The 13168-nt window shown below is 64.0% G+C and carries 12 protein-coding genes; 10 read left to right on the forward strand and 2 right to left on the reverse strand.

Annotated features, from left to right (window positions below; genetic code table 11):
* From VK804_RS21110 to VK804_RS21130, 5 genes are all read left to right on the forward strand, one after another.
* Window positions 1-470: ABC transporter permease subunit (locus VK804_RS21110; protein WP_414642821.1), on the forward strand; the 470-nt coding region annotated here is incomplete at its 5' end.
* A 1-nt stretch (window position 471) separates the two neighbouring features.
* Window positions 472-1398, forward strand: coding sequence for an ABC transporter permease (locus tag VK804_RS21115; RefSeq protein WP_325373831.1), 927 nt, complete (start codon window positions 472-474; stop codon window positions 1396-1398).
* A 28-nt stretch (window positions 1399-1426) separates the two neighbouring features.
* Window positions 1427-2110 carry an isochorismatase family cysteine hydrolase gene (locus VK804_RS21120; RefSeq protein WP_325373833.1) on the forward strand — a complete coding sequence of 228 codons (684 nt, stop codon included), beginning with the start codon at window positions 1427-1429 and terminating at the stop codon, window positions 2108-2110.
* A complete protein-coding gene (locus tag VK804_RS21125) occupies window positions 2107-3639 on the forward strand; it encodes an ABC transporter ATP-binding protein (RefSeq protein WP_325373835.1) in 1533 nt (510 codons plus the stop codon). The genes VK804_RS21120 and VK804_RS21125 overlap by 4 nt, the downstream gene beginning before the upstream one ends.
* A gap of 61 nt (window positions 3640-3700) precedes the next feature.
* Window positions 3701-4201 carry a nucleoside deaminase gene (locus VK804_RS21130; RefSeq protein WP_325373837.1) on the forward strand — a complete coding sequence of 167 codons (501 nt, stop codon included), beginning with the start codon at window positions 3701-3703 and terminating at the stop codon, window positions 4199-4201.
* 81 nt (window positions 4202-4282) lie between these two features.
* On the opposite strand, the gene VK804_RS21135 is transcribed toward VK804_RS21130, so the two are convergent.
* Entirely contained in the window at window positions 4283-5395 is a 1113-nt protein-coding gene (locus VK804_RS21135) for a hypothetical protein (RefSeq protein WP_325373839.1), read from the reverse strand.
* A gap of 586 nt (window positions 5396-5981) precedes the next feature.
* Between VK804_RS21135 and VK804_RS21140 the strand changes: the two genes are divergently transcribed.
* The 4 genes from VK804_RS21140 to VK804_RS21155 all read left to right on the forward strand — a co-directional run bounded on the left by VK804_RS21140 (window position 5982) and on the right by VK804_RS21155 (window position 10684).
* Window positions 5982-7553, forward strand: a complete 1572-nt coding sequence (locus VK804_RS21140) for an ABC transporter ATP-binding protein (protein WP_325373841.1) — start codon at window positions 5982-5984, stop codon at window positions 7551-7553.
* Window positions 7537-8628, forward strand: a complete 1092-nt coding sequence (locus tag VK804_RS21145) for an ABC transporter permease (protein ID WP_325373843.1) — start codon at window positions 7537-7539, stop codon at window positions 8626-8628. The genes VK804_RS21140 and VK804_RS21145 overlap by 17 nt, the downstream gene beginning before the upstream one ends.
* Window positions 8615-9532 (forward strand): ABC transporter permease, encoded by a 918-nt coding sequence (locus VK804_RS21150; RefSeq protein ID WP_325373845.1) that lies wholly within the window; start codon window positions 8615-8617, stop codon window positions 9530-9532. Before VK804_RS21145 ends, VK804_RS21150 begins: the two co-directional genes overlap by 14 nt.
* 72 nt (window positions 9533-9604) lie before the next feature.
* Window positions 9605-10684 carry a BMP family ABC transporter substrate-binding protein gene (locus VK804_RS21155; protein WP_325373847.1) on the forward strand — a complete coding sequence of 360 codons (1080 nt, stop codon included), beginning with the start codon at window positions 9605-9607 and terminating at the stop codon, window positions 10682-10684.
* Window positions 10685-10858: 174 nt separating this feature from the next.
* Here the strand turns inward: VK804_RS21155 and VK804_RS21160 are convergent, their stop codons facing one another.
* On the reverse strand, window positions 10859-12205 hold the full coding sequence (locus VK804_RS21160) for an 8-oxoguanine deaminase (protein WP_325373849.1): 1347 nt from the start codon (window positions 12203-12205) through the stop codon (window positions 10859-10861).
* Between the two features lie 144 nt (window positions 12206-12349).
* Here VK804_RS21160 and VK804_RS21165 point away from each other — a divergent pair, with 144 nt between their 5' ends.
* On the forward strand, window positions 12350-13168 hold the full coding sequence (locus VK804_RS21165) for an FAD binding domain-containing protein (RefSeq protein ID WP_325373851.1): 819 nt from the start codon (window positions 12350-12352) through the stop codon (window positions 13166-13168).

Genomic DNA, 13168 nt, shown 5'->3' on the forward strand with positions numbered 1-13168 from the left:
ATTGGGGACTGGTGTTCGGCATCGTCACGGCTATCGCCGCTTACATCCTGATCTATCATACCGTGTTCGGCTTCGCCGCGCGGGTCGCCGGCGGCAATATTCGCGCCGCCAAGATCGTGGGCCTGAGTGTCGGCCGGCTGATCCTGACGATCTGTTTCCTGGCGGGCGCTTCGGCCGGCCTCGCCGGCATGATCGAAGTCGCCGCGGTTCAAGGCAAAACCAACGCCAACCTCGCCGCCGGCTACGGCTTTACCGGCATCCTCGTCGCCTTCCTGGCGCGGCAAAATCCGCTGGCGATCATTCCGGTCGCGATCCTGCTCGGCGGCATCAGCGCCAGCGGCGGGCTGCTGCAGCGCCGGCTTGGGCTGCCGGATGCGTCCGTGCAGGTGCTGCAGGGAATTATCTTCGTCTTCGTCCTCGCCAGCGACGCGGTGTATGGACGGATTGGCTTCCTGAAGGGGAAATCGTGACATGGCGGATGGAACGATAGGGCTGTGGACCGTTCCGCTCGCGGTGTTCGGCGGCGCCATCCGCGTCTCCACGCCGTTCCTGTTCGTCAGCTTAGGTGAATGCATCACCGAACGCTCGGGCCGCATCAATCTCGGCCTCGAAGGCACGCTGGTGATGGGCGCGATGAGCGCCTATGGCATCTCCTATCTCTCGGGCTCGCCCTGGCTCGGCGTGCTCGCGGCGGGAGTCACCGGCGCGCTGCTCGGCGCGCTGCATGCCGGCATCTGCTCGCTGCCGCGCGTCAACGACATCGCGGTCGGCATCGCGCTGATGCTGTTCGGGACCGGATTGGCGTTCTATCTCGGCAAGCCGCTGATTGAGCCGACCGCGCCGCGGCTGCCGGCGATCGATTTCGGCTGGTGGAGCGATATCGCACAGCTCCGCGCGGCGTTGCGGATCAACGTGCTGTTCCTGATCGGGGTGGCGCTGGCGCCGATCCTGTACTGGGCGTTTCGGACCACCCGCTGGGGCCTGTTGATCCGCACCGCCGGCGAGAGTTCGGACGCCGCAAGAGCCATGGGATATTCCGTGCTTGCGATCCGGCTCAGGGCCACCATGGTCGGCGGCTTCCTCGCCGGCATCGGCGGCTCGTTCCTGTCGCTGTTCTATCCCGGCAGCTGGAACGAAGGCCTCTCCTCCGGACAGGGCATCACCGCCGTGGCGCTGGTGATCTTCGCGCGCTGGGACCCGATGCTGTGCCTGTGGGCCTCGCTCGCGTTCGGCGGCGCGGCGGCGCTGGGACCGGCGCTGCAGTCGGTCGGCGTCACCTCGGGCTATCATTTGTTCAACGCCGCGCCCTACATCCTGACATTGGCGATCATGATCATCACCTGCTCGCCGAAACGCACGCTGACCGGCGCGCCGGCGGAACTATCGATCACCCGATGACCTCAAGCGCATAACCGAGAGTAGAGACATGCCCGAGCGCTTCATCAAATCCGAGCCCTATGCGTGGCCCTATAACGGCGACCTGCGCCCGGAAAACACCGCGCTTGTCATCATCGACATGCAGACCGACTTCTGCGGGATCGGCGGCTATGTCGACAAGATGGGCTACGACCTGTCGCTGACGCGCGCCCCGATCGAGCCGATAAAACGGCTGCTTGCGGTGATGCGGGACCAGGGTTTTCACATCATCCATACCCGCGAGGGCCATCGCCCCGATCTCACGGATCTACCCGCCAACAAGCGCTGGCGCTCGCGCCAGATCGGCGCCGGGATCGGCGATCCCGGTCCCTGCGGCAGGGTGCTGGTGCGCGGCGAGGCCGGCTGGGAGATCATCCCCGATCTCGCGCCGAAGCCGGGCGAACCGATCATCGACAAGCCCGGCAAGGGCTCGTTCTGCGCCACCGACCTCGAATTGATGCTGCGGCTGCGCGGCATCGAGAACATCGTGCTGACCGGCATCACCACCGACGTCTGCGTCCACACCACGATGCGGGAAGCCAACGACCGCGGCTTCGAATGCGTGCTGATCGAGGATTGCTGCGCCGCCACCGACAAGAGCAATCACGACCACGCGCTGAAGATGATCAAGATGCAGGGCGGCGTGTTCGGCGCGGTCGCGACCTCGGGCGACCTGATCGAGGCCTTGTCATGATCATCGGCGAAACGCCGCTGCCGAGCGGCGCACTGGGCGTCGACGCCATCGCCATGACCATGCGGTTCGGCGACTTCACCGCGCTCGACAATGTCGAACTCAAGGTGCGGCCGGGCTCGTTCCACGCGCTGCTCGGCGAAAACGGCGCCGGCAAGAGCACGCTGGTCAAATGCATCATGGGCTACTATCACCCGACCGAGGGCAACGTGCTGGTCGGCGGTCGCGAGCAGGCGATCGCCAATCCGAAGGACGCCCATGCGCTCGGACTTGGCATGGTGTACCAGCATTTCACCCTGGTGGGCGCGATGACGGTCGCCGAAAATCTCGTGCTGGCGCGGGACGATGTCCCGGCCGTGGTCGACTGGGCCAAGGAGAAGAAGCAGCTGGAAGCGTTCCTGGCGCGGATGCCGTTCAAGGTGCCGCTCAATTCCCGGGTCTCCGACATTTCCGCCGGCGAGCGGCAGAAATGCGAAATCCTCAAGCAGCTCTATTTGAAGCGGCGCTTCCTGATCCTCGACGAGCCGACCTCGGTGCTGACGCCGGGGGAAGCCGACGAGGTGCTGGGCATGCTGCGCGGCATGGTCGTGGACGGCGACCTGACCATCCTGATGATCACCCACAAATTCCGCGAGGTGATGGCGTTCGCCGACGAGGTCACCATCCTTCGCCGCGGCAAGCTGGCGGGCCACGGCAAGGTTGCCGAGCTCACGCCGGATAGCATGGCGCGGATGATGATCGGCGCGGAAGAATTGACGGTTCAGCCGGCGCGGGTCGGAAATGTCGGCGAGGCGCGGCTGGAACTGGAAAAACTCAACGCGCTGGACGACGCCGGCGCAATCGCGGTGCAGAATGTCTCGCTCAGCGTGCGCGGCGGCGAAATCGTCGGCATCGCGGGCGTCTCCGGCAACGGCCAGCGGCAGCTGGTCGAGGTGCTGGCCGGCCAGCGTGAAGCCGAAAGCGGCGAAATCCGCGTCGCCGGCGATCTCTATCACGCCGATCGCGAGGAGATGCGCCGCCACAAGATGTCGCTGTTGCCGGAAGAACCCTTAAAGAACGCCTGTGTCGGCGGCATGAGCGTCGCCGACAACATCGCGTTTCGCGAATTCGACCGCAGCCCCTTCGCAAGCGGCGGCTTCTGGCTCAACCGCGCGGCATTCCGCAACGATGCCGAGAAAAAGATCGCGCAATACAAGATCAAGACCCGCGGGCCCGATACGCCGATCGCGGCGCTGTCGGGCGGCAATGTGCAGCGCGCCGTGCTGGCGCGCGAACTCGGCGGCGACGTCGAAGTCCTGATCGCCGCCAATCCCTGTTTCGGACTCGACTTCGCCGCGGTCGCGCAAATCCATGCCGAGATCATGGCCGCGCGAAACCGCGGTGCCGCGGTGCTGCTGGTCAGCGAGGACCTCGACGAATTGCTGGAGCTGTCGGACCGCCTGGTCGTGATGTTCCACGGCGAACTGGTCTACGAGGCCCGCGCCAGCGAAGCCGACCTCACCGAGATCGGCCGGCACATGGCGGGCCATTGATACCAGGCGCTTGCCTGCGAGACCCACGCTCTGCATGATGATGCTGGCGGCAGGAGCGGTCATGGAAAGCATGTCGAAGATGGGCAGTTCCGAACTCGACGAGTTCTTTCTGCGCCGCTCGTTCGATGTCGCCCGCCGCTCCCTGACCCACGGCAATCATCCGTTCGGCGCCATCCTGGTCGATCAGAATCGCAACGTGCTGATCGAGGCGGAGAACGGTTACATGCCCTCCCGCGACGGCACCGCGCATGCCGAGCGGCTGCTGGCGACGCAGGCCTGCACGACCCTGAACGCGGATGTACTCAAGGGTGCGACGCTTTATTCGTCGGCTGAGCCCTGCGCGATGTGCGCGGGCGCGATCTACTGGGCGGGAATTGGCCGGCTGGTCTACGGCCTGAGCGAACATCGCCTGCGCGGCGTCACCGGCAATCACCCGGAGAACCCGACGCTCGACCTGCCCTGCCGCGAGGTCTTCAAGAGCGGACAGCGCCCGACCGAGGTCAAGGGACCGATGCTCGAGGACGAGGCGGAGGCGCTGCACCAAGGCGTCTGGAACAAATAGCCGCCACGGAGCCGTCTCACGCAAACGAAAATGGCGCCGCGGCATGATCGCGGCGCCATCGTATCGAGGTCGACCAGGCGTTTAGAACTTCACCGTGATGCCGGTATAGACGGTCGATTCGGTGCAGCTGTTGGTGCTCTGGCCGGTTGCCGCGATGGTGCAGACACCCGGCGCGGCGTTGTGATCGAGGCCGAACTTGTTCTGCCAGTAGCGGTAGGCGACCCACAGGTCGACGAAGTGAGAGTACTTCGGACCCATGACCGCCTTGCTGGCGTCGAAGGTCAGACGGATTGGTTCGCTGTTGAACTCGGTCTTGGTGGCGTTGCTGAACCGTCCGACACCGGAAAACGCCGGCAGGCCGTTGGCGTCACCCTTGGGGCCATACCAGGCCAAGCGACCGCTGATGGAGAAGAGCTGCATGTTTTCGGGCATGAAGCCCAGATCCATGTAGTAATTCGTCTCGACCGCCCAAGTGGTCTTGAATTCAGTGTTGCCGTCGGCGTTACAGCTGAAGCCCGGAACCGGGCCAAACGCGAAGACGGTGCCGCACTGGTTGAAGGCGTTGTGGTTGATTTCCTTGTAGGCCAGAGGCGCCACGTTGAAGTAGCCCTTGTAGGGAAGGTCGAAGGCGAACTGCAGACCGGCGACGAAGTCACGCTTGGCCGGAGCCAGGTAGTTGTTCTCCGAATTACCGTCGGCACCGACCTCAAACGAGATGTTATGCAGCGGCCCCACGGTGAAGGCCTTGGTGTTGAAGATTTCGTTCCAGCCGAACGTGCTGCGGATCAGGCCATAGATTTCAGTTGCGCCGGCGCAATTTCCGGCGCCGAAGCTGGAGGTGAGACCCGGTGCGATACAGGGCGAGGCAGGATCGTTATGATCCGACTTGAACATCGATATGGTGAAGAAGTTGGTGCCGTAGGCCCACGCGTCGAAATGCGTGAACGAATACACGCTCTTCGCGGTCGTGCCATTGATCGTCCCGTTCGGATTGACGCTGAACTGGCCGGGATCGGTGCCCTTGGGCATCCACGAATAGGTCAGCCGGTCATCGATCACGAAGAAGAACGGCGCATCCGCGATCGGCTTTGCCTTGGCCTTGACCGGCAAATCCGCGGCGCTGGCGAAGCCGGCTGGCGCAAGCATGGCAATCGACAGCGCCGCTGCTGCAACTGCTCCGTGACGATATGACATTGTAAATACCCCCAAAGTTAACGATCAGGTGATCGAGGCCCTGGGGCGACACTTGCGCCGTTCGCCGAGCGTGAGAAGCCTCAACTTTTCCCATGGCCTGCCCCAAGTTTCATCAAGCAAACCCGGCACATCAGCCGCTGGGGCAGGATGCGGACGCGAAATTGAAAGGCCCGCTACAACTGGAGGGAGACGAGCGGAATCGCGGTTGTGACCAATTCTATTGGCTTTTCCCGATTGTCTTGCGCGGTGCAGCAACGCGCCCCGTTGCTGCAAATTGACGTCGGCGGCCGATGCACACAATGCGATGATACTGCTCATATAAGCGGCAGGCCTGCTTCGGTAGTTTCGAATTGTGTCGACCGTCACAATTTTGCAACACGCCATTCGCTGTCGAATATCCTCCGAGAGGCAATATCGCCGTCGGGGCGCGTCGACGGGAAAAGCCGAGGAAACTCCACGGGAAATTCCAGGGACTGCGGCCTGCCGAAGAGTTGGGCAAACGCTGGCGCTTTTTCCCTACTTACGCCGGGGTCCAAACTAGCCCAGTATTGAGGCAGTCATTTCTCCGCACCCTGCGTGACACCGAATGTTGGATTCGACGCCTGCCGAACTGCGTTCCGGCCAAACGCCGCTGCTTCAGACGGTGGGATTGACCAAGCGCTACGGCAATTTTCTCGCCAATGATGCGATCGATATCGATATCTGGCCCCGGCAGATCCATGCGCTGCTTGGCGAGAACGGCGCCGGAAAATCGACCCTGGTCAAGACCGTCTACGGATTGATTCAGCCCAGCGAAGGCGAGATGCGCTGGCAGGGTGAGAAGATGGTGCTGTCCGGACCGTCGGAGGCCCGCGCCCGCGGCATCGGCATGGTGTTCCAGCATTTCTCGCTGTTCGACAACCTCACCGTCGCGGAGAACGTGGCGCTCGGTCTCGACGGCAAGGAATCCTTCAAGGACATGTCGGCCCGGCTGCAGGAAGTGTCCCATGTTTACGGGCTTCCGCTCGATCCGAAGCGCGAGGTGTGGCAACTGTCGGTCGGCGAACGCCAGCGCATCGAGATCGTGCGGGCGCTGATGCAGAATCCCAAATTCCTGATCCTCGATGAGCCGACCGCGGTGCTGACCCCGCAGGAAGCCGATCAACTGTTCGTCGTGCTGGAGCGCCTGAAGGCCGAGGGTCGCGCCATCCTCTACATCAGCCACAAGCTCGAGGAGGTGAAGCGGCTCTGCGACACCGCCACCATCCTGCGCGGCGGCAAGAAGATCGCAACCTGCAATCCGCAACTGGAGACCGCGGCCTCATTGGCGCGCATGATGGTCGGCGCCGACATCAAGGAAGTCAAAGCCGCCGCGGGAAGGCAAACCACGGTGCCGCGGCTGGTCGTCAACGATCTCAGCCTGGAGCCCGACGATCCGCACGGCGTCAGGCTCCAGCACATCTCGCTCGAGCTCAAAGGTGGTGAAATCTTGGGCATCGCCGGCGTCGCCGGCAATGGTCAGGATGAGTTTTTCGCGGCCCTTTCCGGCGAGCGGCTGTCCCAGGATCCAGGCACCGTGGTGATCGATGGTATTGCGGCCGGGCATCTGTCGATCACGCAGCGGCGCAAGCTTGGCGCGGCCTTCGTGCCCGAGGAACGCCTCGGTCACGGCACGGCGCCGCGCATGAAACTTTCCGAGAATGCGCTTTTGACCGGCCATGCCGCCAGCGGCATGGTCCAGCACGGTTTCGTCAACACCGCCGCGATGCTGTCGACGGTCGACCGCGCCACCGCGGCCTTCGACGTACGCAAGGCCAAGCGCGATCCGGAGGCCGCGAGCCTGTCCGGCGGCAATCTGCAAAAGTTCATCGTCGGCCGCGAAATCCTCCGCAAACCTGCCGTGCTGGTGGTCAGTCAGCCGACCTGGGGGGTTGATGCCGGCGCGGCGGCCGTGATCCGGCAGGCGCTGCTCGACCTCGCAACCGGCGGCGCCGCGGTGCTGGTGACGAGCCAGGATCTCGATGAACTCACGGAGATCACCGACCGGATTGCCGTGATGTTCCACGGCCACCTTTCTGAACCGATGGCGACCGCACAGGCCAGCCGCGAGAAACTCGGCCTGTTGATGGGCGGCAGCAGCCTGGACGAGAGGGAAGCGGCGCATGCAGTTGGTGCTTGAAAAGCGCGCCGAGCGATCGAACACCATCGCGCTGGTTTCGCCGCTGATCGCGATCGCCCTGACGATCGTGACCATGAGCATCCTGTTTGCGATTCTCGGCAAGAATCCGGTTTCCGCGCTGATCGTCTACTTCATCGACCCCCTGACCGACAGCTATTCGCTGCAGGAAATCGCGGTGAAGGCGACGCCGCTGGTGATGATCGGCATCGGGCTGTCGCTGTGCTATCTGGCCAATGTCTGGAATATCGGAGCCGAAGGACAGTTCCTGATCGGCGCGGTCGCCGGCAGCTGGCTGGCCGTGAAGACGCAAGGCACCGATGCCGGGTATTGGGTGTTGCCGGCCATGCTGCTGCTCGGCGCGGCAGCCGGCGCGCTGTATGCGCTGATCCCGGCGATCTGCAAGGTCAGGTTTGGCGCCAGCGAAATCCTCACCAGCCTGATGCTGGTCTATGTCGCCGAACTCTTTCTCGACTATCTCGTGCGCGGCCCCTGGCGCGATCCGGCCGGTTTCAATTTCCCGACCACGGCGGAGTTTGATCCGGTGGCGACCGTGCCGATCCTGATCGAGGGCGGCCGGCTGCATCTCGGCGCGATCATCGCCCTGGTCGTGGTCGCCGCCGCAACCGTGCTGCTCGGCAAGACCCTCATGGGTTTCGAAATCCGCGTGGTCGGCGCAGCCCCTCGCGCCGCCCGCTTCGGCGGCTTCAATTCCAACCAGCTGATCCTCCTGACGTTTGCGATCTCGGGCGCGCTCGCCGGCCTTGCGGGGATCATCGAGGTCGCCGGCCCCATCGGACACCTGCAGCCGGGCATCTCGCCCGGTTACGGCTTCACCGCCATCATCGTCGCCTTCCTCGGGCGGCTGAACCCAATTGGAATATTAATTGCAGGCCTTTTCCTCGCGCTCACCTTCATTGGCGGCGAACAGGCCCAGATCGCGATGAAAATACCGCTCGATGTCACCAAGGTCTTTCAGGGCATCCTGCTGTTCTACGTGCTCGCCTGCGACTCGCTCATTCTGTACCGCTTCAAGCTCATTTTCGCGTCACGGCAGGTGCCCAGTGGATCTGGCTGAGGCGATCATCCTTTCGGTGCTCGCGGCATCGACCCCGCTGTTGATCGCGGCCACCGGGGAACTGGTGACCGAGCGGGCTGGCGTCCTCAACCTCGGCGTCGAGGGCATGATGATCGTCGGCGCGGCCTGCGGCTTCGGCGGCGCCTGGCTGACCGGCTCGATCATCATCGGAGCCTTGTGCGGCATCCTCGCCGGCGTGTTACTGTCGCTGGTTTTCGCGCTGATGACGCTCGGCCTTGCGGTCAACCAGGTCGCAACCGGGCTCGCGCTGACCATCCTCGGCATCGGGCTGTCCGGCCTGATCGGCGCGGGCTTCGTCGGCGAGCGGATCACGCCGGCGCCGCATCTCTACATCCCCGGTCTCACCGACATTCCCGTGGTCGGGCGTATCCTGTTCGGCGAGGACGCGTTCGTCTATCTCTCGCTGGCGCTGGTGATCGGCGTCTGGTTGTTCCTCTACCGGACCCGAGCCGGTCTGGTGCTGCGGGCGGTCGGCGACAATCACGTTTCGGCGCATGCCCTCGGCTATCCCGTATTGCGGATCCGGATGTTCGCCGTGATGTTCGGCGGCGGCTGCGCCGGCCTTGCGGGGGCGTATTTGCCGCTGGCCTATACGCCGTTCTTCATTCCGGGCATGACCGCCGGCCGCGGCTGGATCGCGCTCGCGCTTGTCGTGTTCGCTTCCTGGCGGCCGGGGCGGCTGGTCATTGGCGCCTACCTGTTCGGCGCCGTGACAATCCTTCAATTGCATTTGCAGGGCGCCGGCGTCGGTGTTCCCTCGCAGTTCATGTCGGCGCTGCCGTATCTGGCGACCGTGATCGTCCTGGTTCTGATATCGCGCGCGCGGACCGGCGGTTCGACGGCGCCCGCGGCGCTGGGCACGGTGTTCGTGCCCGATCGATGATTTCGTATCCGGACGTGCGCGATGGGGCGCCGCGGCTGGACTGACGTTCCCCCCGACTGTTGGAGCTTGACGATGAGGAAAACATTTTTTGCGGCAGCCGCCGCGCTGCTGCTCGCCGGCGGTATCGCAACGGGAGCCTCGGCCGCCGACAAGTTGAAGGTCGGTTTCATCTATCTCGGCCCGGTCGGCGATTTCGGCTGGACCTATCAGCACGAACTGGCGCGCCAGGCACTGGTCAAGGAATTCGGCGACAAGATCGAGACCACCTATCTCGAGAACGTCAGCGAGGGTCCCGATGCCGAGCGCTCCATCGAGCAGCTGGTGCGCGCCGGCAACAAGCTGATCTTCACCACGTCGTTCGGTTACATGGATCCGACGCTGAAGGTCGCCAAGAAATATCCCAACGTGCATTTCGAGCACGCCACCGGCTTCAAGCGTGACAAGAACATGTCGATCTATAACGGCCGATTCTACGAGGGCCGCTACATTCAGGGCGTCATCGCCGGCAAGATGTCGAAATCCGGCGTGCTCGGCTATATCGCCTCCTTCCCGATCCCGGAAGTCATCATGGGCATCAACGCCACCATGCTCGGCGCGCAGACGGTCAATCCCAATATCAAGGTCAAGATCATCTGGGCGAACACGTGGTTCGATCCCGGCAAGGAGGCTGACGCTGCGAAGGCGCTGCTCGACCAGGGCGCCGACGTGATCATGCAGCACACCGACTCACCCGCGGCGATGCAGATCGCCTCCGAGCGCGGCAAGCTCGCCTTCGGCCAGGATTCCGAAATGATCAAGTTCGGACCCAAGACGCAGCTGACCTCGATCATGGACAACTGGGCGCCCTACTACATCGACCGCGTCAAGGCCCAGTTGGACGGCACCTGGAAGGAAGAAGACACCTGGGGTGGGCTGAAGTCGAAAATGGTGGTGATGGCGCCGTTTACCAATATGCCGGACGACGTGAAGAAACTGGCTGAGGATACCGAAGCCGCGATTACCGACGGCAAGCTGTTTCCGTTCAAATGCCCAGTCATGGACCAGGACGGCAAGGCCGTCGAATGCAAGGGCGGCGATCATCTCGCCGACGGCCAGGTGCTCGGCATGAACTTCTACGTCAAGGGCGTCGATGACAAGATTCCCGGCAAGTAGGGCGAAGTAGCCCGCACTATGACTCGTCATGCCCGCGCTTGTCGCGGGCATCCACGTCTTGATTTCGGCGCAGCAAAGACGTGGATGGCCGGGACGAAGCCCGGCCATGACGGTGGGGAGGCACTGCCTCCATAACGCCAACGGGAGTCAGGAGCGCGACGTCCGGTTTGAATTTCACCCCACCTGCATCGCATGCGCGGCGGCGCTGTGGCGGCGGATCAGGTCGGCAACGTCGAGCCCCGGGATCGCGCCGTCGACCACCACCCATTTGCCGGCGACCATCACCCGGTCGGCACGATGCGCGCCGCACAGCACCAGCGCGGCCAAGGGATCGCCATGGCCGGAGAATCGCAGTTCGTCGAGCTTGAACAGCGCCAGATCGGCGGCCTTGCCGACCGCGATTTCGCCGAGTTCGGGGCGGCCGACGCAGGCCGCCGATCCCTTCGTGGCCCAGCGCAAGGCGTCCTTGTGGCTGACGCGGGTGACACCATAGCGCGCCCGTTGCAGCAGGAATGCCGCCCGCACCTCCTGCATCAGGTTGGAGGCGTCGTTCGAGGCCGAGCCGTCGACACCCAAGCCAATGCCGACCCCCGCCTCTTCCATGTCGCAGACCGGGCAGCAGCCGGACGCCAGCAACTGGTTGCTGCAGGCGCAATGGCTGATGGTGGTCTTCGCCTTGCCCAGCCGTTTCATTTCCGCCGCGTTGAAGTGAATGCCGTGCGCCAGCCAGGTCCGGGCGTTGAGCCAGCCGCACTGCTCGAGATAATCGAGCGGCCGGCAGCCATGCATCTGTTCGCAGAACCTGTTCTCGTCCTCGGTCTCCGCCAGATGGGTGTGCAGGCGGACGTCGAGTTTTTCGGCAAGCGTAGCCGTCGCGCGCATCAGCGAGGTCGTCACCGAGAACGGTGAACATGGCGCCAGCGCGATCTGCACCATGGCGTCCGCACCGCGCTGGTGATGCCTTGCCACCACGCGTTCGCTGTCGGCGAGGATGGTGTCTTCATCCTGCACCACGCTGTCCGGCGGCAATCCGCCGTTGCGCTGCGAGCGGTTCATCGAGCCGCGGGTCAGCAGCACCCGGACGCCGAGCCGTTTGGCGACGGCCACCTCGATATCGACGGCCTCCTCCAGCCCTGCGGGAAAGACGTAGTGATGATCGGTCGTGGTGGTGCAGCCCGACAGCAGCAATTCCGACATCGCCAAGGTGACGCCGAGATCGAGCGCATCAGGCGTCAGCCGCGCCCAAACCGGATAGAGCGCCTGCAGCCACGGAAACAGTTCGCGGTCGAGCGCGGCCGGCAACGCCCGCGTCAGCGTCTGATAGAAATGATGATGGGTATTGATCAGCCCCGGCAGCACCACATGGTCGCCGGCCTCGAAGAACGCGGCCGGCGTCGTGGGCCGGCCGCCCTTCGGCACCAGCTCGACGATCCTGCCGTGCTGCACGACAATGCCGCGCTCCGCGCCGTCGGCGAGGATGGCTAGCGGATCCTTGATCCAGATTGCCCGTGTCGGGTCCATTTTTCCTGCCTTCCGCCGATGTCGGAATTACATCGCCTCGCGGTCCCTGCAATTCAAAGACCAGCCATTCCATGCGAGAGTTGGCTTCGGTTTTGCAAGCCCTCTTAATGGGAGATGCATCTCGTTGAAAGTACAAGCATATCCATGGATCTGAACACCATCACCGAAGTCGCCCACCCTGCGAGCCGGGCGCAACTGCCCGTTTGGTCGGCGGGCGATGCTTGGCTCGCGGGCGGGACCTGGCTGTTCTCGGAACCGCAAGTCCACCTGAGGCGGCTGATCGATCTTGCCGATCTCGAATGGCCGGCGCTGACGATTGGCGAGGCCGGGCTTTCGATCGCGGCGACCTGCACGGTCGCGCAGCTCGATGGCTTCGCCTGTCCGCCCGAATGGCTCGCATCGCCGCTGATCAACCAGTGCTGCCGCGCGTTCCTGGCCTCCTTCAAGATCTGGAAGACCGCGACCATCGGCGGCAATCTCTGCATGTCGTTGCCGGCCGGCCCGATGATCTCGCTGACATCGGCGCTCGACGGCGTCTGCACGATCTGGAAGGCCGATGGCGGCGAGCGGAAAATCAACGTCGCCGATTTCGTCACCGGCGACAATCGCAACGTGCTGGCGCCGGGCGACCTGTTGCGGCAGATCGACATCCCCCTGGCCGCGCTGAAGCGGCGCACGGCGTTTCGCCAGATTTCGCTGACCCCGCTCGGCCGCTCGGCGGCGCTCCTGATCGGCGCCATCAGGGATGATGGCCTGGTCCTGACGGTGACGGCCTCGACGGTACGGCCGGTTCAAATCCCGTTCGCCGCGATGCCGACCGCAGGCGAGCTGCGCGAGGCGATCCTGCATCATATCCCCGCCGCGCTCTACCATGACGACGTCCACGGCAAGCCCGCCTGGCGCAAGCACATGACGCTGCGGCTGGCGGAAGAAATTCGCAGCGAATTGCAGGGCCTGCTCTGA

Origin of the sequence: Bradyrhizobium sp., assembly GCF_035484855.1 — a bacterium.
GTDB lineage: Bacteria > Pseudomonadota > Alphaproteobacteria > Rhizobiales > Xanthobacteraceae > Bradyrhizobium.